Here is a 26,013-nt window from a genome sequence, read left to right as displayed (position 1 = left end):
CCATGGAAACCCGGATCCTGATCTACGCGCCCACCGGCCAGGACGGGCCGCTGGCGGCCAAGGTCATGGGTCTGGCCGCCATCGACAGCCACATCTGCGCCACCCTGGCCGAGCTGGACCAGGAACTGCAACGCGGCGCCGGCGCCGTGCTGACGGTGGAGGAGGCGCTGGCGCCGGGCGGCCTGCCGCTGCTGCAGGCCTGCGTCGCGCGCCAGCCCGACTGGTCCGACCTGCCGATCGTGCTGCTGACCCATAGCGGCGCCGACTCGCCGGTGGTGCGGCAGGCGGTGGCGGCGCTGGGCAACCTGAGCCTGATGGAACGGCCGGTGCGCACGCTGACGCTGATCACCGCGCTGCACGCCACGCTGCGCGCGCGCAACAAGCAGTACCAGGTGCGCGAGGCGGCGCGCCGCAAGGACGAGTTCCTGGCCAGCCTCGGCCACGAACTGCGCAACCCGCTGGCGCCGATCCGCACCTCGGTGTCGCTGCTGAGCCACCTGTACCCGGACGCGGCGCCGGTGGCGCGCATCCGCGACATGGTGGAACGCCAGGTGCGCCTGCTGACGCGCCTGGTCGACGACCTGCTCGACGTCGCGCGCATCACCAGCGGCAAGATCAAGCTGCAACGGCAGCCGGCCTCGCTGGCCTCGGTGATGGGCCACGTGGCCGAGCTGTGCCAGCAGGCCGCCGACGCCAAGCGCATCCACATCGGCTGGCAGCTGCCGCCGGGCGAGGTCATGCTCGACATCGACTACGCGCGGGTGGTGCAGATCATCGCCAACATCCTGTCCAACGCCGTCAAGTTCACGCCGCAGGACGGCCATGTGCTGGTGCGCGCGACCGCCGAGGACGGCGCGCTGCTGGTCAGCATCCGCGACGACGGCATCGGCCTGGACGCCGAGACCATCCCGCGCATCTTCGGCATGTTCGAGCAGAGCAAAACCGTCAGCGGCCAGTTTTCCAGTGGCCTGGGGATCGGCCTCAGCCTGTCGCGCCAGTTCGCCGACATGCACGGCGGCAGCGTCGACGCCTACAGCGCCGGCCCCGGCCAGGGCAGCGAATTCGTCATCCGCCTGCCGGTGCTGGCCGGCGGCGCCAGCCAGGCGCCAGCGCCGGCGCCGGCCGACGGCCATGACGCCCGGCGCCAGCGGCAGGTGCTGGTGGTGGACGACAACCAGGACGCCGCCGACTCGCTGGCCGCGCTGCTGGAAATCGAGGGCTACGCGGTGCGCGCCGTGTACGACGGCGCGGCCGCCGTGGCCGCCGTCGAACAGGCGCCGCCGGACATGATCATCATGGACCTCGGCATGCCGGGCATGGACGGTTACGAAACCGCGCGCGCCATCCGCCAGCAAGCCGGCGCCGAGCACATCCTGCTGCTGGCCCTGACCGGCTGGGGCCAGAGCGACGCCCGCCGCCGCACCACCGAGGCCGGCTTCGACCATCACCTGGTCAAGCCGGTCGAGCTGGACCAGATCATCCGCCTGGCCGGCGCGCCGCCGCCGCCCGCAACTGCGCACGCGGCGCGCTGATCACTGCGGCTTGACGTTGACCGTCGCGCCCAGCAGGAACCAGGCGTTGGTGGCCTCGAATCCGGAGTCGGCGCCCAGCACGAGCCACAGCTTGCCCTCCTTGTCGGCGGTGACCGGAATGGCGGCTGTCGACGACAGCGTGCGCTGGCCCCAGGTGCCGCCGTCACAGCTCAGGCCTTCGATGCCGATGGTGCCCAGCACCTTGCCCTGCGTGCCCTCCTCGGCGTTGTTGCCGCGGTCCAGGTTCAGGCGGTAATGGCCATCGGCCTGCCTGACCGTCTTCGGCTCGTCGCCGGAGGCCGCTACCACCATGTAGATTGCGTCGCCGCGCGCGCCGCCGGCGCCGAAGCAGCCGGTGGCGGCGTCGGTGGCATAGGTCATCGAGAACGTCAGGTTGTACCTGGCGCCCGGCACGAAACCGCCGACCTGGTGCTTGGCATAGGTCAGCACATCGTCGCTGTTGTTGTGGACGGTGAGGAAGAAGCCGCGTCCCACCAGCGGCGCCGGCAGCTTGGACCAGCCATAGCCGGTTTCGCTCGGCTCGTCATCGTCGTAGTAGTCGGCCACGCCCGGCGTCCAGCCATCAATGCCCTTGGTGAAATCGACATGGATGACCGAGGCCACCGGCATGGGGGGCGGTGGCGGTGGGGGCGGCGTGTAAGTATCATCGTAGCCGCCGCCGCAGGCGCTCAGCGCCAGCGCGGCCGCCAGCGCAACCGCGCCGCAAGCATATTTTTGCATGTATGGTTTTCTCCTGAAGTGATGCGGCGCCGCCAGGCGCCGCCGCCCCGCAGTGTAGAGAAAACCAACACAGATAAAAGCGCAATTTGTAACCTGTGGTAAGTTACATTTCCTAACCACTATGACATGGACATTTTCGCCCGGCGCTGCGCCAGGTCTGCTGGCGTCATCGGGTCACTGGTGGATGGTCCTGACGAGGCGTTGTGCGCGTTGGGATGATTGCGCATCGGCGGCGATGTTGTTCCCGCCCGCAGGCGCTGCAATGCGTCGACAAAGCTGCTGGCGACGTCGCTGGCGCTGTGCACAGCGCCAGCGCGCCCAGGCTGAAAAACTTGAATGTCACAGCTCGTTCCGTTTCACTTCCAGTCGCCGCGCAGCGTGGCCACGCGTTGTTTGAGGTCTTCCGGCGTGACGTCCTGCGGCGCCACCGGCTGGCCCACCACCAGCTCCAGGCGCGAGCGCAGGCCGCTGCGGAAGGCGCGGCCGAAGACGTTTTCGCGGTTGCGGCTCAGCAGATGGGTCCACAGGCCGCGCAGCGCCATCGGAATCACCGGCACCTTGCTGCGGTCGATGATCTTGGCGATGCCGCCCTTGAAATCGTTGATGTCGCCGGTGCGCGTCAGCTGCCCTTCCGGGAAGATGCACACCAGCTCTCCCTCATGCAGCGCCTGGGCGATGTCGACGTAGGCCTTTTCCATCAGCCACGGATCCTCCTTGGCCGGCGCGATCGGAATCGCGCGCGCGGTGCGGAAGATCCAGCCCAGCAGCGGCAGCTTGAAGATGCGGTGGTCCATGACGAAGCGGATCGGCCGCGGCGCCGCCGCGCCGATGACGATGGCGTCCACATAGGACACGTGATTACACACCAGCACCGCCGCGCCCTTATCCGGAATGCGGCTGCCATCCACGGTGTGCACCCGGTGCACGGTATGAATCAGCAGCCAGGCCAGGAAGCGCATCAGGAATTCCGGCACCAGCGAGAAGATGTAGACCGCCACCACGGCGTTCAGCAACGCCGTCACCAGGAACAGCTGCGGAATCGTCAGGCCGCGCCCCAGCAGCACGATCGCCAGGCCGGCCGCCGCCACCATGAACAGCGCGTTCAAAATGTTCATGCCGGCGATGGTGCGCGAGATGTGCTGCGGGTCGCAGCGCAGCTGGATCAGCGCGAACAGCGGCACGATGAAGAAGCCGCCGAACATGCCGATCATCAGCACGTCGAACAGTATGCGCCACATGCCATGCTGCGCCAGCAGCGCGAAGGCGTCGAGATGCGCACCGGCCGGCAGCGTCGCCGCGCCGCTGAACGCCAGGCTGGCGAAGTACAGGTCGACGCCAAACACCGTCAGGCCGATGGAGCCGAACGGCACCAGGCCGATCTCCACCTTGCGGCCGGACAGCCGTTCGCACAGCAGCGAGCCGCTGCCCACGCCCAGCGAGAAAATGGTCAGCAACAGCACGAAGGCGCCGTGGTCGCCATGCAGGTAATCCTTGGCGTACACCGGAAACTGCGCCAGCACCAGCGCGCCGTAAAACCAGAACCACGAGTTGCCCAGCATGGACAGGAACACCGTGCGGTTCTTGCGCGAGAAGTTGATGTTGCGGACCGATTCGCCGATGAAGTTCCAGCTGACTTTGAGGTCCGGCACCGGCGCCGGCGAATGCGGAATGCGGTAGGCCGCGGCCAGGCCCAGCGCCGCCACCAGCACCGTGGCAGCCGCCTCGTACAGCAGGCCTTGCGGCTGCTGCACCACCAGCACCGCGCCCAGCACCTCGCCCATCAGGATGCCGACGAAGGTGCCCATTTCGGTCACGCCATTGCCGCCGATGAGTTCCTCGGGCTTGAGCTGCTGCGGCAGGTAGGCATATTTGACGGGGCCGAACAGCGTCGAATGCACGCCCATGCCCACCACCGCCGCCACCAGCAGCCACAGGTGATGCGTCAGCCAGCCGATGCCGGCCACGGTCATGATGCCGAGTTCCAGCCACTTGACGAAGCGCGTCAGCCTGCCCTTTTCAAACTTGTCGGCCAACTGGCCGGCGGTGGCCGAGAACAGCACGTACGGCAGGATGAACAGGCCGGGGATCAGGTTGGTGATGGTGGACGGCGCCATCGTCGTCCAGCTCAACGCGTCGAAGGTGATGATGACCACCAGCGCGGTCTTGAACAGATTGTCGTTGAAGGCGCCAAGAAACTGGGTCCAGAAAAACGGCGCGAAGCGGCGTTGCTTGAGCAGGGAAAACTGATTGGGCTGGCTCATATGAGGGCGTATCCGTTCAATATGAAGTTTCCGGAAAGATTGAACGGATTATAACCGCATGCCGGGGCCGGCCAGCATGCAGAAAAGCAAGTGCCATGCGCAGGATCAATCCAGCGTGCCAGGCCGCTCCGGTCCACGCAGCGACCAGACGCTGTGTGGATCGCCGTGGCGGCCGCGCTGGAGCGCGGCGCGGGCCATCTTCCAGTACAAGGCGGCGCACAGCAGCGACACCAGGGCAACGCCGGCGACCACGCCATCGCCCTGCAACAACGCCAGCAGCGGATTGGCGCCGGTGTGCCACCAGTGCGCGAACGGCACCGCCAGCGCCAGCGCGGCGCACAGCATCAGCAACTCGTGCGCGGCGCGCGCCGGCGGCCGGGCGAAGGCCCACAGCACGCAGCCGAAGAACACCGCGTAATAGCTGCGCGCCTCCCACCACGGCAACTGCCCGGCCGGCGCCAGCTTATTCGCCAGGAACACGGCCGACACGCCGGCCACGCAGCCCAGGCACACGCCCAGCGTGGCCTGCGCCATCAGCCTCCCGCTGCGCGGCTGTACCAGCTTGTGACGCTTGCGGCGCGCTTCGATCCACAGCAGATTACCGCTGTAGAACAGGAACGCCCCGGCCATGCCCAGCACAAAATACATCCACTGCACCGCCGCCTCGCCGAAGCCGCCGAAGTGCAGCGCCTGCAAGCTGCGCAGGAAGCGTGTGCCGGGGTTGTAATGTTCCGGCACCATCACGCGTTCCACCTTGCCGCTGCTGGCGTTCAGCACCACGGCACCGATCGACGCCACGGTTTTCTGATGGATCGGTCCATAAGCCTGGACCTGGGCGTTGGCGTCGCCGGCCTGGCGGTAGACCATGGTTTCAACCGCGATGCCCGGCGCCGCCAGTTGCGCCTCGGCCAGCAGCCGCGTGGCCGGCGCCAGCGGCGCTGCCACGCCGGACGCCTTGGGTGGCGCGGCGGCGTTGATGTCCTGCCCCACCAGTTGCAGCAGCTTGCCGTCGAACACCAGGTACTGGAACGGCGCCAGCAGGATGATCCCCAGCGCCAGCACCGCGCTGCTCCACGCGTACATCAGGTGGAACGGCAGCGACAGCATGCCGATGGCGTTGTGCGCGTCCTGCCACATGCGCTTGACGTTTTTGCCGATACGTAGCGCGAACAAATCCTTGAAGAAGCTGGGTGCGTAAATGATCACGCCACTGGCCAGCGCCAGCCCATACAGGATGCACACCGCGCCCAGCACGTAAATGCCCCAGCTGTCGGGCAGGCCGGCCGTGTAGTGCAGGCGGTAGATGAAATCCACCAGTTGCGAAGGTTCGCGGAACTCTTCCAGCCTGCCGGCGGCGTCCAGTCGGAAGTGACGCTCGCCGAACGCCAGTACCAGCGCCGGCGAGGTGCTGGACGGCATGCGCAGATAGAACAGCGACCTGGCCTCGGGATGCGCCCGCAGCACGGCGTCGATCAGCGCCTGCGGATTGTGCCGGGGCGCCGCCGTTTGCGGCGGCGGCGTCTCCCACGCATGCAGCTCCTCGTGGAACAGCGTGACCGATCCGGCATAAAAAGCGATGAACAGGAAAAAGCCGGCCACCAGCCCCACCCAGGTATGCACCGCGATAAAGGTGCGCAGCGTGGCGGCCTTCATGCGGCGATCCTGACCAGGCCACTGGCCTTGAGCACATGCAGCGCGGCGTAACCGGCCAGCGTCAGCCCGCCCATCCACAACCAGGCGCGCAACCCGGTCTTGAAGAGAAAGGCGCAGGTCATCACGGCGATCCACACCAGGAAGAACAGCAGCAGCCATGGCAGCGTGGTGCTGGCCTGGTCGCCGCTCAGCAGCGCGGCGACGCCGACCAGCAGCACCGACAGCGGCAGCCCCAGAAAAGCGGCGGCAGTCGATTTACCCCACATGGCGCGCTCCCTTCCGCCGCCAGGCGTCCAGATACGGCAGCACCACCAGCGCGGCCATGAAGCCCGATAAGGCGATGCAGGCGCCACACCAACCGCCGTAGGTATCCACCGCCGCGGCGAGCGCCCCCACCGCCAGCGGCACCGACAGCCAGCGCAAAAACGCCTGCCGCCGCAGCGCCGCCGGCCACAAGGCCTGGTGCGGCGACGCCAGGTAGAGACACAGCGCGGCCAACGCCGCCACGCCCACGCAAATCCAGTTCATCGCCCGCCTCCGTTACAGTGTGCCCTGCACGCCAAAGCCAAACTGGCGCGCGTTGCCCAGCGCGACCGCATAGCGGCCGGTCACCGTCTCCAGCTTGTTGGCGGTGATGTAGGTCCGGTTGGTCAGATTGCTGCCGTAGGCGAACAGCGTCACGCCGTTGGACAACGTGTACGCGGCCTTGCCGCCCAGCGTGGTGTGGCTGTCGTTACGGTCGGTGTTTTCCGGACCGGTATAACTGCCGCCCGCGTGCTGCAGGTTGAGGTTGAGCAGCCAGCGGCCCGGCGTCCAGCTAAAGCCCACCGATTGCGTCTGGCGCGGCGAGCGCGCGAATTCATGGCCGCTGTAATCGCCGGCCGGCGCCACGAAGTTGATGAACTCCGTGCGCGCCAGCCCCAGTGCGCCAAACAGTTCGAGGTCGCGCGCCACGCGGCCATGGACTTCCGCCTCCAGCCCCTGCAGGCGCGAGCTGCCGGCGTTGACGAAGTACACATCCAGCGTGTTGCGGCCGATGTTGACCTGCTGGTCGATCCAGTTGACGCGGTAGGCATTCAGCGCCACCACCAGGCCGTTATCCAGCACGCCTTTGAGCGACGCCTCGTAGTTCTTGGTGTACTCCGGACCGTAGGCGTGCGAGCCGCGCTGATAGCTGTAATCCACGCCGCCGGTGCGGTAACCGCGCTGCGCGGTCAGGCCGGCCACCCATTCCGGCGCCAGCGCATAGCGCACGCCCAGCTTGGGCAGCCACACCGCATTGTCGGTGCCCAGGTCTTGCGTGCCGTCCGGCGTGAACGCGCCGCTCCTGATCAGTTGCGTGAAGATTTGCCGCGCCAGCGGCGAGGTGCCTTCCGTTGCCGACGACAGCAAGCGTCGCTGGCGCTCGGCGTCGTAGCGCAGGCCGGCGGTGAGCGTCAGCCGGTCGATCACGTAATCGAATTCGCCGTAGGCGGCGCGCGTCGTGCTGGCGTTGTCCTGCATCTGGCGGCGGCTGATGAAGTCCGCGCCGTAGGCGGCATCGCACGCGGCCTGCACGCGGCACTGGCCGATCAGCCCCAGCACGTAGGACACCGGCACGATGAATTTGTCGTCGCCCGCATAGTACTGGCGCGCGTAGTACAGGCCGGCCACGCCTTTCAGCTTGTGGCCGAACAGCTGCGTGTCGAAGTTGGCGCGCGCCTCCTGCTGCCATTGACGGTCGATGTTCTCGCCGGTGCGGTAGCCCTGCCGCAGCTCGGTGCCGTCGTAATCCTGTACCCGCGCATAGCGGTTGTGCGAATAAGTGGTCAGCAGCGTGACGTCGGCGCCGTAGGCGCGGAAAGTCTGCTCCAGCGCGGCGGAGCGCGTGTGGTTGCTGACGTCACGCGGCTCGTTGGACAGATTCTGGCGCGCGCCGGCCGGCACCTTCACCGCCTCCACGGTGTTATAGCCCAGCAGCTGCTTGTCGTCCACCAGCGTGACCAGCGCCTGATAACGCTCGCCCCACGGCGTGATGCGCAGCTTGCCGCGATAAGTATGGCCGTCGTCCTTGTTGGCGCGCTGGTCGTCGCGCGTGGGGTTGTACACGTCGCCGTCGCGGCGGCGCTGCTCCACCGACAGCCGGCCGGCCAGCACCTCATCGACGATGGCGCCGCCGCCGGCCATCGCCACGCGCGCCGCGTGCTGGTTGCCGGCGCTGAGGCGGTAGCTGAAATCGCGCGCGTCCTGCGGGTCGCGTGTCCTCAGCACCACCGCGCCGGCCAGCGAATTGCGGCCCTGATTGGTGGACTGCGGCCCGCGCAGCACTTCCACGCGGTCGGCGTCCCACACGCTGAGGCCACCGATATCCTGGCCAAAGCCGTCCTGCGGCACGCCGTCGACGACCATCGTGATGGTCTTGCCGCCGCCGCCGATCGGGCCATACATCTGCACACCGCGAATCGACAGATTTTCGGCCGTGCCCACGTTGGCCATCTGCGCCACCACATCTTCCATCGTGGTCATGCCGGATTCGGCGATCTGGCGGCGGTTGCGGGCGCCGACGCTGGCGCTGCTGTCGATTTCCGTACGTTTGAGCTTGTCGCCGGTGATCACCACCTGCTCCACTGGCTCCGCCTCCTCCGCGTGCACTGCCCAGCCAGCCAGCACGCCGGCCAGCGCCACCACCATCACCTTGATGCGCATTTCCCGATTTCCCCCGTTTATTGAATGAGAATTATTTACAAACAGGGATATTAAATGAGAATCGTTTACATTCAAAGCGAAAGTTTATCGAATTGGCATTGCAATGTTGATACGTGTGCCAGCAGTAAGCCCGGTATCGATGCTGACGCGGCCGTTGACGGCGTACACGCGCTCGCGCATGCCCACCAATCCGATGCCCGCGGACGCCTCGGCCGGATCGAAGCCGGCGCCATTGTCGCTGACCTGCATGCGCAGTTCGCCCTGCTCCACCGCCAGCCGCAGCGACGCATGGGTGGCTCGCGCATGCTTGACGATGTTGGACAACGCTTCCTGGACAATGCGATACGCGGAGATAGCAATGCCAGCTTCTACCCGAGAGAAGTCGCCGCTCGCCTCAAAATCGAAGCGACAGCCGCTTTGCGCGGCGTCGTAGTGGCGCACCATCTCCTCCACCGCGCCGTCCAGGCCCAGCATATCCAGCACTTCCGGCCGCAAACGGCGCACCAGCGCGCGGCCGCTGTTGTACAGCCCCAGCGCCAGCGTGATGATGGACTGGGCCTTGTCGCGCGCCTCGCCTTGCGGGCTGATGGCGGCAATCCGCTGCGCCTCCAGCCGCACCGCGATCAGCGTGGCGTTGAGTTCATCGTGGATCTCCAGCGCGATGCTCTGGCGCTCGTCCTCCACCGCCGTGTTGACCTTGCGGATCAGGCGGCGCTTCTCGTCGTCCGCCTCGCGCAGGGCGCGCATCGACGCCTGCAGCGACGCGTCCAGCCCCTTGGCCAGCTGCCACGCCAGCAGCACGCAAGCCAGCAGGCCGATGGAACCGACCAGCAGCTCCACGTAAAACCGGCGCGTCTGCTTGAGCAGCAATGCCGACGGCGACATCGTCACCCGCACATGGCCGATGGTCCCCACCGTCATGCCGCTGGCGGCCGGGCGGTCGGTCTGATAGGGCTTGCCGTCCGGGCCCAGCACCGACACCCACGTCAGGCGCTTGAGTATGGGCGCCTCGTAATAGCGCAACTCCCCGCTGGCGACGGCGCGCGCGGCCGCGTGCACCAGATCGCGCCGCTGCGCATCCAGCACGTCGATGCGCTGGATGCTGGGGTCCGCGCGCAGCAGGCCGTTGATGGTCAGCTTCAGGTCATCGTAGCGATGCGCGATCAGGCTGAATTCACTGCTGTCAGCCAGCACCTTGGCCACCAGCGGGCCGCGCTCCGCCATCTCCTCGCGCACCTCCGCCAGCCGCGATTGATACGCGTACCAGACAAAGGTGGAAAACAGATAGGCCAGCGGCAGCGCCGTTATCGCCATCAGCCGCGCGCGCACGCTCCAGTGGCGCCAGGACCAGCGGCGCATCAGGGCTCAATCAGGCCATGCTTGACCGCCAGCCGGGTGATGTAGGCCGGCCGGTGCACGCCCAGCTTCTCCTTCACCGCCTGGCTGATATTGCTGATGGTCTTGGTGGAGACGTCCAGCTTTTCGGCGATTTCCGCGTTGGTCAGCCCTTCCGCCATCAGCGTGAAGATCTCCAGCGCGCGTTCGTCCAGTTGCGACTGCGGCGAGGCGTCGCCGCGCACCGACAGATTGGCCAGCCGCTCGGCGATGTGCGGCAGGAAGTACAGCTCACCGTCGTGCGCGCGGCGCACCGCCGCCGCCAGATCGGCCGGATCGCAATCCTTGGTCATGAAGGCGCGGCCGCCGAGGCGGTAGGTTTCCTTGATCAGGCTATCCTGGTCGAACTGGCTGAGGAAGACGATGGCGGCGGACGGCGTCCGCGCCAGAATCTGTTTGGCGACATCCAGGCCGGTCATCTGTTCGCCGAAGCGGATGTCCAGCACCACCACGTCCGGCCGCAGTTGCTGGCACTGGGCCAGCGCCTCCTGCGGCGTGCGCGCCTGCGCCACCACGTCCAGGCCCTGCCCCTCCAGCGACATGGCGAAGCCCGTCATCACGATGGGGTGATCGTCCGCCAGCATCACGCGTATTTTTTTCATTTTCCACTCCGAAGCAATGCATGGGACGAAGCATAGCACATCCTCCCCGCGTAAATACCGCTTCATTTTTGCCATTACATAGAATATTATACTTCCAAGCCCTAGCAATTTAACCACCACCAAGGAGCAAGCATGAACCAGAAGAAGAATCTGACCGGCATCAGCACCGTCGTCCTGCTGCACGCTGTCCTGTTAGCGGTATTCCTGCACGGCTCCAGGCTGACCGTGTTCCACGCCGCGCCGCCGGTGATCGATGTGCTGCCGACACCGGACGTGCCGACACCGAAGCCGCTCGATCCGCCGGTGGCCTTACCCACCATGCCGCAGCCGCCCATCTTCGCGCCGGACCCGCTCCCCGATCTCCCGCCGCAGATGCAGCCCACCGTCACCACGCGTCCCCTGGCCGACCAGCCGCCGGCCACGCCGCCCACTGGCGCCGTCGGTGACAGCGGCACCCGGCCGGCGCCGTCCAGAGCCGCGCCGGTGGTGACGGCGGCGGTGGTCGACGCCCAGGCCTGCGCCAAGCCGGATTATCCGAAGAACGCGCTGCGCAACGGCGACACCGGCACCGTCCTGCTGGCCCTGCTGGTCGGCCCCGACGGCAAGGTGGCCGACTCGCGGATCGAGAAATCCAGCGGCTTCCGCGAGCTGGACCGCGCCGCCCAGGCCGGCCTGAGCCTGTGCAAATTCAAACCCGGCACGGTGGACGGCGTGCCGCAGCCGGTGTGGACCCGGATGCAATACGTGTGGAGCCTGGACTAATGCAGACGAATAAGATTTGCAGTATTGGCTATTCTTCTCTATAATATTGCCCCAGCGAAACGGAACAGCCGCATGACGCAGGCTGTTCCGTTTTGCTTTTTTAGCCATACTTTAGGAATAGCAAATGAAAAAGAATGTACTGTTCGCACTGATCGCAGCGCTGGCTGCCCCGCTGGCCGCTCACGCCGAAGGCTACTATGTCGGCGGCAACGTCGGCCGCGCCGAACAGAAAGTGGACCTGGACGGCCTGTCGTTCAAGGAACATAAAACCGCGTACAAGGTGTACGGCGGCTACAACTACACCCAGAACTTCGGCGCCGAAATCGGCTTTGCCGACCTGCGCGAGGCAGAGAAAAGCGGCAACGGCGCGCGCATCTCGTCGAAGCCACGCTCGCTGTACGTCGCCGCCGTCGGCACCCTGACGCTGAATGACCAGTTCGCGCTGATCGGCAAGGCCGGCGTGGCCTACACCCACGTGAAGGTATCGGCCTCGGTGGCCGGCATCTCGGACAGCGGCTCGGACAACCGCACCTCGCCCTACGTCAGCGTGGGCGCGGCCTACCTGCTGAACAAGAACGTCAGCGTCGTGGCGGAATACGAATACTTCGGCAAAATCGCCAAGGACGGCGACGCCAACATCAAGGCCAACCTGGTATCGGTTGGCGTGCGTTACGCCTTCTAAGCGCCAGCGCTGACGAAAAAGCCGGCTGCGCGCCGGCTTTTTTTATTCCAGGGTGATGATCTCGATTGCCGGCGGCTGCTCCAGCGGCAGTTCGCTGCACAACGCCACCGACAGTTCCGCATGCGCCAGCGCCAGGCAGTGGCCGCCGCTTGCCGCGCCCAGCTTGAAGCGCGCTTCCTTCTCGCTCCACAAGCGGTAAAAGCCCTCGACGCGGCTTGCGGCCGGCAGGCCTTGCAGGCGCTCCCACTGCGACATCTCACCGCTGTCGAAGGCCTGCGCGGCCAGCGCGTTCAGGTCGCGCGCGCCGTCCTTCATTTCGACATCCAGCCCCAGCGCCGTCTGCGCGCTGACCGCGCAAGCCACCCAGCGGCCGCTGTGGGCGAGGCTGAAGCCCGGCGGCGTTCCCCTGGCGACGGGCGCCACCAGGCGCGGCGCCTTGCCGACCTGTTCCTCCAGGCCGATCTCCTGGGGCGTGACGCCGAGCAGGCGGGCCAGCGCCATCCGCAGCAGCACGCGGCCGACCACAAACTGGCGCTGCCGCTGCGCCCGCACGAAGCGCTGATGCCGCGCCATCTCGCCCGGGGACAGCCAGCCAAGCCAGCGCTGCAGTTGGGCGTCCATTACCGCATCCGCATCGACCATCCAGAGTGAAGCCTTCGTCATCTTGAAACATTGCCAGGAACCAAAAAGGCATTATGCGAACTTTTGCCGCAGCGGGCAAGGTATACTGCGCGGTTCGCGGCTACTCTGCTGAAGACAGATACTGCGCGGGACGACGTTCTGCTACCTTACACCCCAAGATCAATCGCGCCGGACAGGATGTTGCCGGCGCAGCAAGGAATGACATGATTACCAAAGAAGAAATGGTCGCGCTGTTCGACGACATGAAGCAAAACGCCCCGTGGGACATCACCAAGCCGCTGTTATGGGGCTACTTCTTCGCCGACGCCGACAAGGCCAAGCTGGAAGCCGCGCAGGCGCCGCTCAAGGCCAAGGGCTACCAGGTCGTCGGCATCTACGACTCCAAGCCGGAAGGCGGCAACCCGGCGCTGTGGTGGCTGCACGTGGAAAAAATCGAGAAGCACACGGTCGACACGCTACACGCGCGCAACCAGGAGTTCTACAAGTTCGCCGAGGAACACCAGCTGGAATCCTACGACGGCATGGACGTCGGCCCCGCCAACTAAGTTCCCCGCCATGCCCAATCGAACGGGCTGGCGCGCGGGTTTGGCCTTATGATTCGTTCAATATGGCCATTTTCTGACCCGCGATGCTCTCGAAACTCTCGTTTCGCCAGCTGTTGCTGGGTGTCTTTTTGCTGATTGCCGTGCTGTTGAGCGCCGCCTCGCTGCACGCCCTGTGGACGCTGGACCGCCTGGCCGCCCACAGCCGCGACAGCGGACACCATGCGCTGGCGCTCACCGAAAACACCCAACAACTGGCGGAACGCAGCGTCGCCATGACGCGCAGCGCGCGCCAGTACCTGGTGCTGGACGATCCCGCTTTCCGCAAGCGCTACGCCGACGCCTGGCGCGACGCCCGCGTGGCGCTGGACGCGGTGGCGGCCGCCCTGCCCTACGCGCCGGCCGCGCTGTTCACGCGCTGGCGCCAGGCCGGCGAACAGGCCTGGGACATCCTGCAACTGCCCGCCACCCGTCCGCGCAGCAGCGCGCGCCAGCAGGCGCTGGAAAAGGCGCTCAATCCGCTGCCGGCCGTCAACGAAGAGCTGGCGGCGGAAGTCAAACAGGAGGTCGAACGCCGCAACGCCGAGCTGCTGGCCGAACTGGACCAGCGCCGTGCCGTGCTCAAGGCGCAGGTGATCGGCTCGATCCTGCTGGCGGCGCTGCTGGCGTCCGGCTTCGGCCTGTGGCTGTCGCGGCCGCTGGAACAGATCGAGGCGGCCATCGATACGCTGGGCGAGAACCGCTACGACCAGGCCATCGTGGTGCGCGGCCCGAGCGACCTGGAGCGCGTGGGCCAGCAGCTCAACTGGCTGCGCCAGCGCCTGGCCGAGCTGGAAGCCGACAAGGCGCGCTTCCTGCGCCACATCTCGCACGAGCTGAAGACGCCGCTGGCGGCGCTGCGCGAAGGCGTGGCGCTGCTGGAGGACGGCGTGGCCGGCGCGCTGTCGCCCGACCAGCGCGAGATCGCCGGCATCCTCAACCAGAACACCGCCGCGCTGCAATCACAGATCGAGGCGCTGCTGCGCTACAACGCCGCCGCCTTCGACGCCCAGCGCCTGCAACGCCAGCTGACCGACGTCGCCAGCCTGCTGACCCAGACCATCGACAGCCAGCGCCTGCAATGGCAGGCGGCGCGCCTGACCGTGGCGGCCGAGGGCAAGGCGCGGCCGATCGCCATCGACGCCGACAAGCTGGCGACGGCGGTCGGCAACCTGCTGTCCAACGCCGTGCGCTTCAGCCCGCCGGGCGGCCTGATCGCCTTCCGCGTCGGCGAGCTGGACGGCAAGCTGCTGCTCGACTGCACCGACCAGGGGCCGGGCGTGGCGCCGGACGATGCCGCCCGCATCTTCGAGCCGTTCTACCAGGGACGGCGCCAGCCGGCCGGGGCCCGCCGCGGCAACGGCATCGGCCTGTCCATCGTGCATGAATACGTGGCCGCGCATGGCGGCGTTTTAACACTGATGCCCTCGCAGCGAGGCGCACATTTCCGCATTGAACTGCCTTATGACTTATAAGCTCGCCCTGACCGTGCTGGCCTGCCTGACCCTGGCCGCCTGCACCCTGAATTCCCCGCTGCCGGCCGAGCCGGCGCCGGCGCCAGCCCCGCCACCGGTGGTGGAGGTGGTGACGCCGCCACCACCACCGCCGGACGAGGTCGGCCCGCTGCTCAGCTATCACCAGTCGCTGCGGCGCATGAGCCAGGGCGAGCTGGTCAAGGAACTGAGCGGCCTCGGCCTGCAACAGCGCAGCCCGCGCGTGGCGATCCAGATGGGCATGGCGCTGATGCTGACGCGCGGCAGCGGCGACCTGGCGCGCGCCCAGGCGCTGCTCGACAGCGTGGCCACCTCGGCCGACGTCGAGGCGGCGCCGTTCCGGCCGCTGGCGCAGCTGTTGTCCAGCAACTGCGCCGAGGCGCGCCGGCTGGCCGACCACGCCGACCGCCTGGCCGCGCAGCAAAAGGACAGCCAGCGCCGCATCGACCAGTTGAGCGAGATGCTGGAGGGCCTGAAAACCATCGAACGCACCCTGCCGGCCCGCCCGGCGACCGGACCACAGGTGACCAAATGACGACGACTCAGGGCCAGGGCGCCCACCTGCTGCTGGTGGACGACGACGACGATTTGCTGCGCCTGCTGTCGATGCGGCTGACCGCCAACGGCTACCGCGTCACCGCGGTCGGCAGCGCCGAGGCGGCGCTGGCGCGGCTGTCGATCGAGCTGCCGCGCCTGGTGATCAGCGACATCCGCCTGCCGGACCGCGACGGCATGGCGCTGTTCCAGGAAATCCGCCGCAGCTACCCGGCGCTGCCGGTGATCCTGCTGACCGCGCACGGCACCATACCGGACGCGGTCGAGGCCACCACCTTGGGCGCCTACGCCTACCTGACCAAGCCGTTCGACGCCAAGCTGCTGCTGGACCGCATCGCCCAGGCACTGAGCCTGGCGGCGCCGGCGGCCAGCGCGGCCGAGGGCGACGAGGAATGGCGCGCGGCCATCATCAGCCGCAGCCAGTGCATGGACGAGCTGCTGGCCGAGGCGCGGCTGGTGGCCGCCTCCGACGCCAGCGTGCTGATCCGGGGGGAAAGCGGCACCGGCAAGGAGCTGCTGGCGCAAGCCATCCACCGCGCCAGCCGCCGCGCGCGGGCGCCGTTCATCGCGGTCAACTGCGGCGCCATTCCCGAGGCGCTGCTGGAGTCCGAGCTGTTCGGCCACGTCAAGGGCGCCTACACCGGCGCCGTGGCCGCGCGCGAGGGCCTGCTGCAGGCGGCCGACGGCGGCACCCTGTTCCTCGACGAGATCGGCGACATGCCGCTGCTGCTGCAGGTCAAGCTGCTGCGGGTGCTGCAGGAGCGCGTGGTGCGCCAGCTGGGCTCGGACGTGGCGCGGCCGGTCGACGTGCGCATCCTGTCCGCCACCCACCGCGACCTTGACGCCGCCATGCGCGAGGGCCAGTTCCGCGAGGATTTGTACTACCGCCTCAACGTCATCACCTTGACCCTGCCGCCGCTGGCCCAGCGGCGCGAGGACGTGGCGCCAATGGCCAACCAGTTCCTGCAGACGCTGGCCGCCAAGTACGGCAAGGAAGTGCGCGGCTTCGCGCCGGACGCGCTGGAGGCGCTGACCATGTCATCCTGGCCGGGCAATGTGCGACAGTTGTACAACGTGGTCGAGCACGTGTGCGCGCTGGCCACCGCGCCGCTGATTCCGCTGTCGCTGGTGCAGCGGGCGCTGCGGGTGCCGTCGCTGGAGGTGCTGAGCTACACCGAGGCGCGCCTGCGCTTCGAGCGCAACTACCTGGTCCAGCTGCTGAAACTGGCCGACGGCAACGTGGCCGACGCCGCCCGCCTGGCCGAGCGCAACCGCACGGAATTCTACCGGCTGCTGCAAAAGCACAACCTGGACGCCAGCCTGTTCCGGGGCGATGTCGCTCCCGAGCGACAAGAATAATCGTTTAAAAATCAATGGCTTGGCGAAGACCGGCGCGATGCGGTCGCTGTTTCCCGACAAATCGGGACCGAAAATCCACGAGGTTGTGGTTTCCCATTAGAAAAACCAATCCAAGTCATTGATTTATAAGGAAAATACAAAGCTGGCACGGGGTTTGCAAAGGAGTGGGTAACGTCAACGACGTTTTATCCTCAAACTCGATAAAGGAAGCAAATCATGATGACCAACAAACTGATCGCCCGCCTGCTGGTAGCTACCGCCCTGACCGCCGCTGCTGCAACCGGTACCGCTTTCGCTGCTGGCCAGCAGGATGCGGCCATGGCCGGCGCCGCCAAAGCCGGCACCGCCACCAATGACGAGGCCATTACCAGCAAAATCAAGGCTTCCCTGTCCGATCAAAAACAGATCGGCGTGACCACCGCTGACGGCGTGGTAACCCTGTCGGGCACCGTGGCCAGCACCGATGTCGGCACCAAGGCCATCCAAACCGCCTCGGCAGTGCCAGGCGTGAAGGAAGTGAAGAGCGAACTGACCGTCGCGACGAAGTAATACTCCGTCGCCAGCTTTAAACCGTAGAAGACCCTTTGGCCGGACAGCGTGCGTAGACGCTGCCCGGTTTTTTTTATTGCCAACCCGCAGGACGGATAGCGGGGTCTGACCCCGCGGCGGGGCGCAGTGCGGGTTTAGCTTAAATTTTCCAGACGAATCTTGGTGACGCTGCCGCCCACGGTCGGCAACCCCTCCATCTTGCCGATCGCGGCGATGACGTTCTTCTCCTGCGTCTGGTGCGTCAGGAAGATGATGTCGGTGCGCGTCTCGCCCTCGGCCGGCTCCTTCTGCAGCATGGCGTCGATCGAGATGCCGGCATCGGCCAGGATGCGGGTCAGATCCGCCAGCACGCCCGGCTCATCGCTCACATTCATGCGCAGGTAGTAGCTGGTGGTCACTTCCGACATCGGCAAAATCTCGATGTTGGTCATGGCATTCGGCTGGAACGCCAGGTGCGGCACGCGGTGCTCCGGATCGGCGGTGGCCAGGCGGGTGATGTCCACCAGGTCGGCGATCACGGCCGAGGCGGTCGGCTCCGAGCCGGCGCCCTTGCCGTAGTACAGCGTGGCGCCGACGGCGTCACCCTGCACCAGCACCGCGTTCATCGCCCCTTCCACGTTGGCGATCAGGCGCTTGGACGGTATCAGCGTCGGGTGCACGCGCAGCTCCACGCCCTCCTTGCCGTTGACCTTGGCGCGCTTGGCGATGCCCAGCAGCTTGATGCGGTAGCCCAGTTGCTCGGCGTACTTGATGTCGACCGCGTTCAGCTTCGAGATGCCCTCGACGTGCGCCTTGTCGAACTGCACCGGAATGCCGAAGGCGATCGCCGACATGATGGTGGCCTTGTGCGCCGCGTCCACGCCCTCGATGTCGAAGGTCGGGTCAGCCTCGGCGTAGCCCAGTTCCTGCGCCTGCTTCAGCACGGTGGCGAAGTCCAGGCCCTTGTCCCGCATTTCGGACAGGATGAAGTTGGTGGTGCCGTTGATGATGCCGGCCAGCCAGTCGATGCGGTTGGCGGTCAGGCCCTCGCGCAGCGCCTTGATGATGGGGATGCCGCCGGCCACCGCCGCCTCGAACGCCACCATCACGCCCTTGGCTTGCGCGGCGGCAAAGATTTCGTTGCCGTGCACGGCCAGCAGCGCCTTGTTGGCGGTGACCACGTGCTTGCCGTTGTCGATGGCCTTCAGCACCAGGTCGCGCGCCTGCTCGTAGCCGCCGATCAGCTCGACGACGATGTCGATCTCGGGGTCGTTGACGATGTCGAACGGGTCGGCCACCACCGTCACCTTGCCGCCGGTGCGGGTCTTGGCGCGCTCCAGGTTGCGGGCGGACACGGCCACCACTTCGATGCTGCGGCCGGCGCGGCGGCGGATTTCTTCCTGATTGCGCGCCAGCACATCGAACGTCCCACCGCCGACATTGCCGACACCTAACAGGCCTACTTTGATTGGTTTCATATACATTCCAAAGATCTGAACCGTCATTCCGGCGTACGCCGGAATGACGCGGTTAAAAGCTGGCGCCGTGGCGCTTGCGGTAGCCTTCCATGAACTTGGCCATGCGGCCGAAGGCCTCCACCATATCGTCCGAGTTCGGCAGGAACACGACGCGGAAATGATCCGGCGCGATCCAGTTGAAGCCGCTACCCTGGACGATCAGCACTTTCGTTTCGGCCAGCAGCTCGTAAGCAAACTGCTGGTCATCCGCGATCGGATAGATCTTCGGATCAAGACGGGGGAACATGTACAGCGCCGCTTTCGGCTTGACACAAGTGACGCCCGGTATCTCGGTCAGCAGCTTGTAGGCCAGATCGCGTTGCTTCAACAGGCGCCCGCCCGGGCCCACCAGGTCGTCGATCGACTGGTAGCCGCCAAGCGCAGTCTGGATCGCAAACTGCCCCGGAGCGTTGGCGCACAAGCGCATCGAAGCCAGCATGTTGAGGCCCTCGATATAGTCTTTCGCGTGCGATTTTTCGCCCGACACCACCATCCAGCCGGAACGGTAGCCGCAGGCGCGGTAATTTTTCGACAGGCCGTTGAAGGTCACGAACAGCACGTCGTCCGCCAGCGAGGCGATCGACACGTGCTGGGCGCCGTCGTACAGTACCTTGTCGTAGATTTCATCGGCATAAATGATCAGGTCGTGCTGGCGCGCCAGCTCGATGATCTGCAACAGCAGCTCGACCGGGTACAGCGCGCCGGTCGGGTTGTTCGGATTGATGACCACGATGGCGCGCGTGTTCGGCGTGATCTTGCTGCGCATGTCCTCGATGTCCGGGAACCAGTCCTGCTGCTCGTCGCAGATATAGTGCACCGGCTTGCCGCCGGACAACGAGACGGCGGCGGTCCACAGCGGATAGTCGGGCGCCGGCACCAGCACCTCGTCGCCGTTGTTGAGCAGCGCGTTCATCGACATCACGATCAGTTCGGACGCGCCATTGCCGAGGTAGATGTCATCGATCGTCACGCCGCGGATATTCTTGCCCTGCGTGTAATGCATCACCGCCTTGCGCGGCGCGAACATGCCCTTGGAATCGGTATAGCCGGCCGCGTTGGACAGGTTCATCTTCATGTCCTGCACGATCTCGTCCGGCGGATCGAAGCCGAAAACGGCCAGGTTGCCGATATTCAACTTCGTGATCTTATGGCCTTCCTCCTCCATCTGCCGGGCTTTTTCCGGCACCGGGCCGCGGATCTCGTAGCACACTTCCGCCAGTTTGTTCGATTTTTGAATCGGTCGCAAAATAAAATCCTGTTTATGTGAGGCAAACTTCTCTGACCTGCCAAAACGCCGGCGCCGGCCCGTGCTGCATTGCAAAGAGGACCATTCTGCCGAAAGGGGGCGATTTAATCAACCTTTCAGGCCTGAGCCCTCCTGGAAAACGCTACAATGGCGCTTCTTTTTGCCGTTTACCGCCCGATTTCCGCCATGAAGCTCCACCAAAGCGATACCCAGAAATACCAGACCGTCACCGGCTACGACCAAACCGGCGTCGAAATCAACGCCGAGCGCTTTAACTACAGCCTGATCGTGCTGCCGGAAGTGCCGCCGCGCGCCTGGAACGCGCCCAGCTTCGACGCCCTGACCAAGGAGCATTTCGATCTGCTCGGCGCCGAGCATCCGGACGTCGTCATCCTCGGCACCGGCGCCCGCCAGCGCTTCATCCATCCGAAGCTGACCGCCGCGCTGACCATGCGCCGCATCGGCGTCGAATGCATGGACAGCCAGGCCGCCTGCCGCACCTACAACATCCTGATGGGCGAAGGCCGCAAAGTCGCGCTGGCCCTGGTGATCGACGCCAACGAGGGCAAAACCGCCTGATGAACGACCTCTACAATTCTAAAAAAGTCATCTGGGGACTCCTGGCCGCGTTCGCCATCGTCTGGCTGTACGTGCTGGGCATACGCACGCTGGTGCCGCCCGACGAGGGCCGCTACGCCGAGATGGCGCGCGAGATGTGGGCCAGCGGCGACTGGATCACCACCCGCCTGAACGGCATCAAGTACTTCGAGAAGCCGCCGCTGCAAACCTGGATGAACGCGCTGTCCTTTGCCGCCTTCGGCCTGGGCGAGTGGCAGGCGCGCCTGTGGACCGGCTTGTGCGGCCTGGGCGGCGTGCTGTTCACCGGCTACGCGGCCGCCCGCGTGTTCGGCCAGCGCGCCGGCTTCTACGCCGCGCTGGCGCTGGGCTCCAGCCTGTTCTGGGTGGCCTGCGGCCAGATCGACTCGCTGGACATGAGCCTGTCGGCCATGATGGCCATCGCCCTGTGCGCCATGTTGATCGCCCAGCGCGACGACGCCACGCCGGCCGAACAGCGCAACTGGATGCTGGTCTGCTGGGCCGGCATGGCGCTGGCGGTGCTGGCCAAGGGCCTGATCGGCCTGGTGCTGCCAGGCGCGGTGCTGGTGCTGTACACCGCGCTGGCGCGGGACCTTGCCATCTGGAAACGCCTGCACCTGGGCAAGGGCCTGCTGCTGTTCTTCGCCGTCGCCACGCCGTGGTTCGTGCTGGTGGCGCTGAAGAACCCGGAGCAGCCGCACTTCTTCTTCATCCACGAGCACTGGGAACGCTTCTTCCTCAAGACCCACCACCGCGAAGGCGCCTGGTACTACTTCCTGATCCTGCTGGTGCCCGGCCTGCTGCCGTGGCTGGGCCTGGTGCCGCAGGCGCTGGCGCACGGGGTGCGGCGCGCGCCGGGCACCTTCCAGCCGCGGCTGCTGCTGGTGATCTGGGCGGTGTTCATCACCTTCTTCTTCAGCTATTCCAGCTCCAAGCTGCCGGGCTACATCCTGCCGGTGTTCCCGGCGCTGGCGATGCTGATCGCCACCTACCTGGAAAACGCCACGCGCCTGCACCGCATGCTCGCCGCCGGCCTGCTGCTGCTGGTGGGCGTGGCCGGCATCGCCGCCATGCCGCTGATGACGCAGATGGCGGTGCGCCATCCGGCCGAGCGCGCCATGCTGGAAGCCCACCAGCCGTGGGTGCTGGCGGCCGCCATCGTGGCTGCCGCCGGCGGCGCGCTGGCGCTGCTGCATGCGCGCCAGCTGCGCCGCGACCTGACCGTGCTGACCCTGGCCATCGCCGGCTTCATCTCGGTGCAGCTGATCCTGACCGGCTTCGAACCCTACGGCAAAATGCGCGCCGGCAAGGACCTGGCGCTGAAGATGCTGCCGGAGCTCAAGGCCGACACGCCCATCTATTCGGTGGCCACCTACGAGCAGTCGATGACCTTCTACCTGCAACGCACGGTCACGCTGGTCAATTACTGGGACGAGTTCACCTTCGGCCTGCAACAGCAGCCCGAGCTGTCGATTCCGACGCTGGACGGCTTTGTCGCCCGCTGGCGCCAGCACACGGCCGACGGCGTCAAGGCGCTGGCCATCCTCAGCGACGAGGCCTACGCCGAACTCAAAGCCAAGGGCGTGGCCATGCGCGTGGTGGCGCAAGACACCCGCCGCATGGTCATTACCAATCTGTAATGAATAAAACCATAAATGAATATTGCAACTTTTAGCTTCATCGTCACCGGCGTGCTGCTCAATGCGGTGGCCCAGCTGCTGCTCAAGGCCGGCGCCCGCAACGTCGGCGAAATCCACCTGACGCTGAACAATCTGTTCAGCGTCGGCTGGCGCGTCGCCACCCAGTTGCCCATTATTGGCGGGCTTACCTGCTACGTGCTGTCGGTGGTGCTGTGGATTATCGCGCTGTCGCGGGTCGACGTGTCGGTGGCTTATCCGATGCTGTCGCTGGGCTATGTGGTGACCGCGGTCGGCGCCTGGTACCTGTTCGGCGAGGCGCTGTCGCTGCAGCGCCTGCTTGCCATTTTTGTCATTCTGGTCGGTGTGGCGTGGCTGGCGCGCACCTGACGAACAATTTAGAATGCCGCCATACGTCTTAAATAAATAATACGAAACCACCTCATGAGCGCTGATTTGCCCTTTCTGCCTTTTTCCAAGCCTACGATAGACGAGGCCACCATTACCGCCGTGGGCGACGTGTTGCGCTCGGGCTGGATCACCAGCGGCCCCAAAGTGGCGGCGTTCGAAGCCGAGATGTCGGCCTACTTCGGCGGCCGCCCGGTGCGCACCTTCAACTCCGGCACCTGCACGATGGAAATCGCGCTGCGCATCGCCGGCATCGGTCCCGGCGATGAAGTCATCACCACGCCGATTTCGTGGGTCGCCACCGCCAACGTCATCATCGAAGTGGGCGCCACGCCGGTGTTCGCCGACATCGATCCGCTCACCCGCAATATCGACCTCGACAAGGTCGAGGCCGCCATCACGCCGCGCACCAAGGCCATCATCCCGGTCTACCTGTCCGGCCTGCCGGTCGACATGGACCGCCTGTACGCCATCGCCGCCAGGCACCATCTGCGCGTGATCGAGGACGCGGCGCAGGCCTTCGGCTCCGAGTGGAAAGGCAAGCGCATCGGCGCCTTTGGCGATTTCGTCTCGTTCAGCTTCCAGGCCAACAAGAACATCACCACCGGCGAGGGCGGCGCGCTGGTGCTGAACAACGAGGCCGAGGCCAAGCTGGCCGAGAAGTACCGCCTGCAGGGCGTGACCCGCAGCGGCGTCGACGGCATCGACGTCGACGTCCTCGGCGGCAAGTACAACATGAGCGACATCATGGCCGCCATCGGCCTGGGCCAGTTTGCCAACATCGAACAGATCACCGCCCACCGCCGCGCGCTGGCCAGGCGCTACTACGAGGCCTTCGGCCCCGACTTCGAGGCGCAGTCCGGCGCGCAACTGCCGCTGCAAGCCTTCGATAGCAGCAACTACCACCTGTTCCAGATCATCCTGCCGGACCACGGCCCGAGCACCCGCGCCGACTTCATGAACGCCATGAAGGACCGCTTCAACATCGGCACCGGCTACCACTACTCGCCGATCCACCTGTTCAGCCTGTACCGCGAGCGCGGCTTCAAGGAAGGCATGTTCCCGGTGGCCGAGAAACTGGGCTACCTGACCGTGACGCTGCCGATGTTCTACGCCATGACCTTTGCCGACGTCGACCGCGCAGTAGCTGCCGTGAAAGCGATCCTGATCAAATGAGCGTCTCGCCGAACCAACCGGAAATCTCCGTCGTCATCCCGATCTACAACGAGCAGGCCGGCCTGGCCGCGCTGTTCGCGCGCCTGTACCCGGCGCTGGACGCGCTCGGCGCCCGCTACGAGATCGTGTTCGTCAACGACGGCAGCCGCGACAACTCGGTGTCCATCCTGGCCGAGCAGTTCCGCAAGCGCCCGGACGTCACCCGCGTGGTGCTGTTCAACGGCAACTACGGCCAGCACATGGCCATCCTGGCCGGCTTCGAGGCGGCGCGCGGCGACATCATGGTGACGCTGGACGCCGACCTGCAAAATCCGCCGGAGGAAATCGGCAACCTGGTGGCCAAGATGCGCGAGGGCTACGACTACGTCGGCTCGATCCGCCGCAAGCGCCAGGACGTGGCGTGGCGCACCTACGCCTCCAAGGCCATGAACCGGCTGCGCGAGCGCATCACCAACATCAAGATCACCGACCAGGGCAATATGCTGCGCGCCTACGGCCGCAACATCGTCGACCTGATGAACCAGTGCGCCGAGGTCAACACCTTCGTGCCGGCGCTGGCCTACCGCTTCGCCCGCAACCCGACCGAAATCGTGGTCGAACACGAGGAGCGCGCGGCCGGCGAATCGAAGTATTCGCTGTACAGCCTGATCCGCCTGAACTTCGACCTGGTCACCGGCTTCTCGCTGGTGCCGCTGCAGTTCTACTCGATGATGGGCATGCTGATGTCGCTGATCTCCGGCCTGCTGGTGGCGGTGCTGGTGGTGCGCCGGCTGTTCCTGGGCGCCGAGGCCGAGGGCGTGTTCACGCTGTTCGCCATCACCTTCTTCTTCATGGGCGTGATCCTGTTCGGCATTGGTTTGCTGGGCGAGTACGTCGGCCGCATCTTCCAGCAGGTGCGGGCGCGGCCGCGCTACGTGGTGCAGACCATTCTGCAGCAAAAGGACGAGAGCCAGCCGGCGCCGCCGCCCGGCGTCGAGAAACGCACCGTGGGCCGCCATCATGACTGAGTTCTCCGCGCGCCAGCGCGCCGTCGTCTTCGGCTACCACAATGTGGGCGTGCGCTGCCTCAAGGTCTTGCTGGCCGGCGGCGTCGACGTCGCGCTGGTGGTCACCCACGAGGATAGCGCCAGCGAAAACATCTGGTTCGAATCGGTGATCTCGCTGTGCCAGGCCGAGGGCATCCCCTACATCACGCCGGCCGACGCCAAGTCGCCCGAACTGCTGGCCCAGGTGCAGGCGCTGAAGCCGGACCTGATGTTCAGCTTCTACTACCGCCACATGCTGCCGGCCGCACTGCTGGCGGTGGCGCCGGCGTTCAACATGCACGGCTCGCTGCTGCCGGAATACCGCGGCCGCGCGCCGGTCAACTGGGCGGTGCTGCACGGCGCCACCGTCACCGGCGCCACGCTGCACGAGATGACCGTCAAGCCGGACGCCGGCGCCATCGTCGCGCAAATGGACGTGCCGATCCTGCCGGACGACACCGCGCACGAGGTGTTCGGCAAGGTCCAGGTGGCGGCCGAGCAGGCGCTGTGGCGCGTGCTGCCGTCGCTGCTGGACGGCACGGCGCCGCGCCTGCCCAACGACCTCAGCAAGGGCGGTTATTTTGGCGGCCGCAAGCCCGAGGACGGCCGCATCGACTGGTTCATGCCGGCCCAGGATGTGTACAACCTGCACCGCGCCGTCGCCCCGCCCTACCCCGGCGCCTTCACCGACATCGACGGCGTGCGCTACGTCATCCAGCGCGCGCGCCTGAATGGCAATTTTGGCAACGTTATTTCGCTCAGTTTGCCACCGGGCTTGACAGTAGTAGATAATTGCATCTTTGGCGTTTGCGGCGATGGCCGCATGCTGACGATTTCCTCCCTGACCGCCGATGGCCAACCCATCACGGCAGAGCAGCTGCAAATTCGCCTGGCCGCGCGCGCATGAAGCGCCGGCAGCTTTGAACATTACCTGGA

25 protein-coding genes are annotated in these 26,013 nt (G+C 66.1%); 14 read left to right on the top strand and 11 right to left on the bottom strand.

What is annotated here, in order from left to right; translation table 11 throughout:
* The first annotated feature begins 2 nt into the window (after positions 1-2).
* Entirely contained in the window at positions 3-1,532 is a 1,530-nt protein-coding gene (locus FHW58_RS00625) for a response regulator (RefSeq protein WP_179671166.1), read from the top strand.
* Here the strand turns inward: FHW58_RS00625 and FHW58_RS00620 are convergent, their stop codons facing one another.
* From FHW58_RS00620 to FHW58_RS00585, 8 genes are all read right to left on the bottom strand, one after another.
* Positions 1,533-2,273 (bottom strand): hypothetical protein, encoded by a 741-nt coding sequence (locus tag FHW58_RS00620; RefSeq protein ID WP_229265004.1) that lies wholly within the window; start codon positions 2,271-2,273, stop codon positions 1,533-1,535. It abuts the gene before it with no gap.
* Positions 2,274-2,629: 356 nt separating this feature from the next.
* Positions 2,630-4,534, bottom strand: a complete 1,905-nt coding sequence (locus FHW58_RS00615) for an MFS transporter (RefSeq protein WP_179671165.1) — start codon at positions 4,532-4,534, stop codon at positions 2,630-2,632.
* 105 nt (positions 4,535-4,639) lie between these two features.
* Complete coding sequence (locus FHW58_RS00610; protein ID WP_179671164.1) at positions 4,640-6,187, bottom strand: PepSY domain-containing protein; 1,548 nt, start codon at positions 6,185-6,187, stop codon at positions 4,640-4,642.
* Positions 6,184-6,453, bottom strand: coding sequence for a hypothetical protein (locus FHW58_RS00605; RefSeq protein ID WP_179671163.1), 270 nt, complete (start codon positions 6,451-6,453; stop codon positions 6,184-6,186). The genes FHW58_RS00610 and FHW58_RS00605 overlap by 4 nt, the downstream gene beginning before the upstream one ends.
* The gene (locus FHW58_RS00600) at positions 6,443-6,715 is read right to left on the bottom strand and encodes a hypothetical protein (RefSeq protein WP_179671162.1); all 273 of its coding nucleotides are present in this window, start codon (positions 6,713-6,715) and stop codon (positions 6,443-6,445) included. The genes FHW58_RS00605 and FHW58_RS00600 overlap by 11 nt, the downstream gene beginning before the upstream one ends.
* Positions 6,716-6,727: 12 nt before the next feature.
* A complete protein-coding gene (locus FHW58_RS00595) occupies positions 6,728-8,872 on the bottom strand; it encodes a TonB-dependent receptor (protein WP_179671161.1) in 2,145 nt (714 codons plus the stop codon).
* A gap of 84 nt (positions 8,873-8,956) precedes the next feature.
* Positions 8,957-10,231, bottom strand: a complete 1,275-nt coding sequence (locus FHW58_RS00590) for a sensor histidine kinase (RefSeq protein ID WP_179671160.1) — start codon at positions 10,229-10,231, stop codon at positions 8,957-8,959.
* Positions 10,231-10,869, bottom strand: coding sequence for a response regulator transcription factor (locus tag FHW58_RS00585; protein ID WP_179671159.1), 639 nt, complete (start codon positions 10,867-10,869; stop codon positions 10,231-10,233). The genes FHW58_RS00590 and FHW58_RS00585 overlap by 1 nt, the downstream gene beginning before the upstream one ends.
* 132 nt (positions 10,870-11,001) lie before the next feature.
* Here FHW58_RS00585 and FHW58_RS00580 point away from each other — a divergent pair, with 132 nt between their 5' ends.
* Together FHW58_RS00580 and FHW58_RS00575 are read left to right on the top strand one after the other, a co-directional pair.
* Entirely contained in the window at positions 11,002-11,631 is a 630-nt protein-coding gene (locus tag FHW58_RS00580; RefSeq protein WP_179671158.1) for an energy transducer TonB, read from the top strand.
* 124 nt (positions 11,632-11,755) lie between these two features.
* Positions 11,756-12,313: an outer membrane protein gene (locus FHW58_RS00575; RefSeq protein ID WP_179671157.1), complete on the top strand. Its 558-nt coding sequence runs from the start codon at positions 11,756-11,758 to the stop codon at positions 12,311-12,313.
* A 42-nt stretch (positions 12,314-12,355) separates the two neighbouring features.
* Here the strand turns inward: FHW58_RS00575 and FHW58_RS00570 are convergent, their stop codons facing one another.
* A complete protein-coding gene (locus FHW58_RS00570) occupies positions 12,356-12,934 on the bottom strand; it encodes a 4'-phosphopantetheinyl transferase superfamily protein (RefSeq protein ID WP_229265003.1) in 579 nt (192 codons plus the stop codon).
* Positions 12,935-13,158: 224 nt separating this feature from the next.
* On the opposite strand from FHW58_RS00570, the gene FHW58_RS00565 reads away from it, so the two are divergent.
* The 5 genes from FHW58_RS00565 to FHW58_RS00545 all read left to right on the top strand — a co-directional run bounded on the left by FHW58_RS00565 (position 13,159) and on the right by FHW58_RS00545 (position 17,492).
* Positions 13,159-13,500, top strand: a complete 342-nt coding sequence (locus FHW58_RS00565) for a ribonuclease E inhibitor RraB (protein ID WP_179671155.1) — start codon at positions 13,159-13,161, stop codon at positions 13,498-13,500.
* An 83-nt stretch (positions 13,501-13,583) separates the two neighbouring features.
* Entirely contained in the window at positions 13,584-15,011 is a 1,428-nt protein-coding gene (locus FHW58_RS00560) for a sensor histidine kinase KdpD (RefSeq protein WP_179671154.1), read from the top strand.
* Entirely contained in the window at positions 15,001-15,564 is a 564-nt protein-coding gene (locus FHW58_RS00555; protein WP_179671153.1) for a hypothetical protein, read from the top strand. Before FHW58_RS00560 ends, FHW58_RS00555 begins: the two co-directional genes overlap by 11 nt.
* Positions 15,561-16,943 carry a sigma 54-interacting transcriptional regulator gene (locus FHW58_RS00550; protein WP_179671152.1) on the top strand — a complete coding sequence of 461 codons (1,383 nt, stop codon included), beginning with the start codon at positions 15,561-15,563 and terminating at the stop codon, positions 16,941-16,943. The genes FHW58_RS00555 and FHW58_RS00550 overlap by 4 nt, the downstream gene beginning before the upstream one ends.
* Before the next feature lie 216 nt (positions 16,944-17,159).
* Positions 17,160-17,492 carry a BON domain-containing protein gene (locus FHW58_RS00545; protein ID WP_179671151.1) on the top strand — a complete coding sequence of 111 codons (333 nt, stop codon included), beginning with the start codon at positions 17,160-17,162 and terminating at the stop codon, positions 17,490-17,492.
* A gap of 134 nt (positions 17,493-17,626) precedes the next feature.
* On the opposite strand, the gene FHW58_RS00540 is transcribed toward FHW58_RS00545, so the two are convergent.
* The gene (locus tag FHW58_RS00540) at positions 17,627-18,949 is read right to left on the bottom strand and encodes a homoserine dehydrogenase (protein WP_179671150.1); all 1,323 of its coding nucleotides are present in this window, start codon (positions 18,947-18,949) and stop codon (positions 17,627-17,629) included.
* A gap of 52 nt (positions 18,950-19,001) precedes the next feature.
* Positions 19,002-20,234 carry a pyridoxal phosphate-dependent aminotransferase gene (locus FHW58_RS00535; RefSeq protein WP_179671149.1) on the bottom strand — a complete coding sequence of 411 codons (1,233 nt, stop codon included), beginning with the start codon at positions 20,232-20,234 and terminating at the stop codon, positions 19,002-19,004.
* 186 nt (positions 20,235-20,420) lie between these two features.
* On the opposite strand from FHW58_RS00535, the gene FHW58_RS00530 reads away from it, so the two are divergent.
* The 6 genes from FHW58_RS00530 to FHW58_RS00505 are packed head-to-tail and all read left to right on the top strand — an operon-like array spanning position 20,421 to position 25,984.
* Positions 20,421-20,813, top strand: a complete 393-nt coding sequence (locus tag FHW58_RS00530) for an Mth938-like domain-containing protein (RefSeq protein WP_179671148.1) — start codon at positions 20,421-20,423, stop codon at positions 20,811-20,813.
* Positions 20,813-22,471 carry a glycosyltransferase family 39 protein gene (locus FHW58_RS00525; protein ID WP_179671147.1) on the top strand — a complete coding sequence of 553 codons (1,659 nt, stop codon included), beginning with the start codon at positions 20,813-20,815 and terminating at the stop codon, positions 22,469-22,471. Before FHW58_RS00530 ends, FHW58_RS00525 begins: the two co-directional genes overlap by 1 nt.
* A 15-nt stretch (positions 22,472-22,486) precedes the next feature.
* Complete coding sequence (locus FHW58_RS00520; RefSeq protein ID WP_179671146.1) at positions 22,487-22,858, top strand: SMR family transporter; 372 nt, start codon at positions 22,487-22,489, stop codon at positions 22,856-22,858.
* Positions 22,859-22,912: 54 nt separating this feature from the next.
* Positions 22,913-24,052, top strand: coding sequence for a DegT/DnrJ/EryC1/StrS aminotransferase family protein (locus FHW58_RS00515; protein ID WP_179671145.1), 1,140 nt, complete (start codon positions 22,913-22,915; stop codon positions 24,050-24,052).
* The gene (locus FHW58_RS00510) at positions 24,049-25,059 is read left to right on the top strand and encodes a glycosyltransferase (RefSeq protein WP_179671144.1); all 1,011 of its coding nucleotides are present in this window, start codon (positions 24,049-24,051) and stop codon (positions 25,057-25,059) included. The genes FHW58_RS00515 and FHW58_RS00510 overlap by 4 nt, the downstream gene beginning before the upstream one ends.
* A complete protein-coding gene (locus FHW58_RS00505; RefSeq protein WP_179671143.1) occupies positions 25,052-25,984 on the top strand; it encodes a formyltransferase in 933 nt (310 codons plus the stop codon). Before FHW58_RS00510 ends, FHW58_RS00505 begins: the two co-directional genes overlap by 8 nt.
* Positions 25,985-26,013: the final 29 nt, after the last annotated feature.

This window comes from Duganella sp. 1224, from assembly GCF_013408245.1.
Taxonomy (GTDB): domain Bacteria; phylum Pseudomonadota; class Gammaproteobacteria; order Burkholderiales; family Burkholderiaceae_D; genus Rugamonas.
The sequence above is the reverse complement of the archived record's forward strand: the minus strand, read 5'-3'. Positions and strand labels throughout refer to the sequence as shown.

Coding starts and splice junctions, on each gene's coding strand:
- FHW58_RS00550 (WP_179671152.1), top strand. CDS start 15,561: ATGACGACGACTCAGGGCCAGGGCGCCCACCTGCTGCTGGTGGACGAC.
- FHW58_RS00505 (WP_179671143.1), top strand. CDS start 25,052: ATGACTGAGTTCTCCGCGCGCCAGCGCGCCGTCGTCTTCGGCTACCAC.
- FHW58_RS00565 (WP_179671155.1), top strand. CDS start 13,159: ATGATTACCAAAGAAGAAATGGTCGCGCTGTTCGACGACATGAAGCAA.
- FHW58_RS00510 (WP_179671144.1), top strand. CDS start 24,049: ATGAGCGTCTCGCCGAACCAACCGGAAATCTCCGTCGTCATCCCGATC.
- FHW58_RS00620 (WP_229265004.1), bottom strand. CDS start 2,273: ATGCAAAAATATGCTTGCGGCGCGGTTGCGCTGGCGGCCGCGCTGGCG.
- FHW58_RS00525 (WP_179671147.1), top strand. CDS start 20,813: ATGAACGACCTCTACAATTCTAAAAAAGTCATCTGGGGACTCCTGGCC.
- FHW58_RS00575 (WP_179671157.1), top strand. CDS start 11,756: ATGAAAAAGAATGTACTGTTCGCACTGATCGCAGCGCTGGCTGCCCCG.
- FHW58_RS00530 (WP_179671148.1), top strand. CDS start 20,421: ATGAAGCTCCACCAAAGCGATACCCAGAAATACCAGACCGTCACCGGC.
- FHW58_RS00610 (WP_179671164.1), bottom strand. CDS start 6,187: ATGAAGGCCGCCACGCTGCGCACCTTTATCGCGGTGCATACCTGGGTG.
- FHW58_RS00615 (WP_179671165.1), bottom strand. CDS start 4,534: ATGAGCCAGCCCAATCAGTTTTCCCTGCTCAAGCAACGCCGCTTCGCG.
- FHW58_RS00545 (WP_179671151.1), top strand. CDS start 17,160: ATGATGACCAACAAACTGATCGCCCGCCTGCTGGTAGCTACCGCCCTG.
- FHW58_RS00560 (WP_179671154.1), top strand. CDS start 13,584: ATGCTCTCGAAACTCTCGTTTCGCCAGCTGTTGCTGGGTGTCTTTTTG.
- FHW58_RS00540 (WP_179671150.1), bottom strand. CDS start 18,949: ATGAAACCAATCAAAGTAGGCCTGTTAGGTGTCGGCAATGTCGGCGGT.
- FHW58_RS00600 (WP_179671162.1), bottom strand. CDS start 6,715: ATGAACTGGATTTGCGTGGGCGTGGCGGCGTTGGCCGCGCTGTGTCTC.
- FHW58_RS00590 (WP_179671160.1), bottom strand. CDS start 10,231: ATGCGCCGCTGGTCCTGGCGCCACTGGAGCGTGCGCGCGCGGCTGATG.
- FHW58_RS00625 (WP_179671166.1), top strand. CDS start 3: ATGGAAACCCGGATCCTGATCTACGCGCCCACCGGCCAGGACGGGCCG.
- FHW58_RS00570 (WP_229265003.1), bottom strand. CDS start 12,934: ATGGACGCCCAACTGCAGCGCTGGCTTGGCTGGCTGTCCCCGGGCGAG.
- FHW58_RS00515 (WP_179671145.1), top strand. CDS start 22,913: ATGAGCGCTGATTTGCCCTTTCTGCCTTTTTCCAAGCCTACGATAGAC.
- FHW58_RS00580 (WP_179671158.1), top strand. CDS start 11,002: ATGAACCAGAAGAAGAATCTGACCGGCATCAGCACCGTCGTCCTGCTG.
- FHW58_RS00585 (WP_179671159.1), bottom strand. CDS start 10,869: ATGAAAAAAATACGCGTGATGCTGGCGGACGATCACCCCATCGTGATG.
- FHW58_RS00605 (WP_179671163.1), bottom strand. CDS start 6,453: ATGTGGGGTAAATCGACTGCCGCCGCTTTTCTGGGGCTGCCGCTGTCG.
- FHW58_RS00520 (WP_179671146.1), top strand. CDS start 22,487: ATGAATATTGCAACTTTTAGCTTCATCGTCACCGGCGTGCTGCTCAAT.
- FHW58_RS00555 (WP_179671153.1), top strand. CDS start 15,001: ATGACTTATAAGCTCGCCCTGACCGTGCTGGCCTGCCTGACCCTGGCC.
- FHW58_RS00595 (WP_179671161.1), bottom strand. CDS start 8,872: ATGCGCATCAAGGTGATGGTGGTGGCGCTGGCCGGCGTGCTGGCTGGC.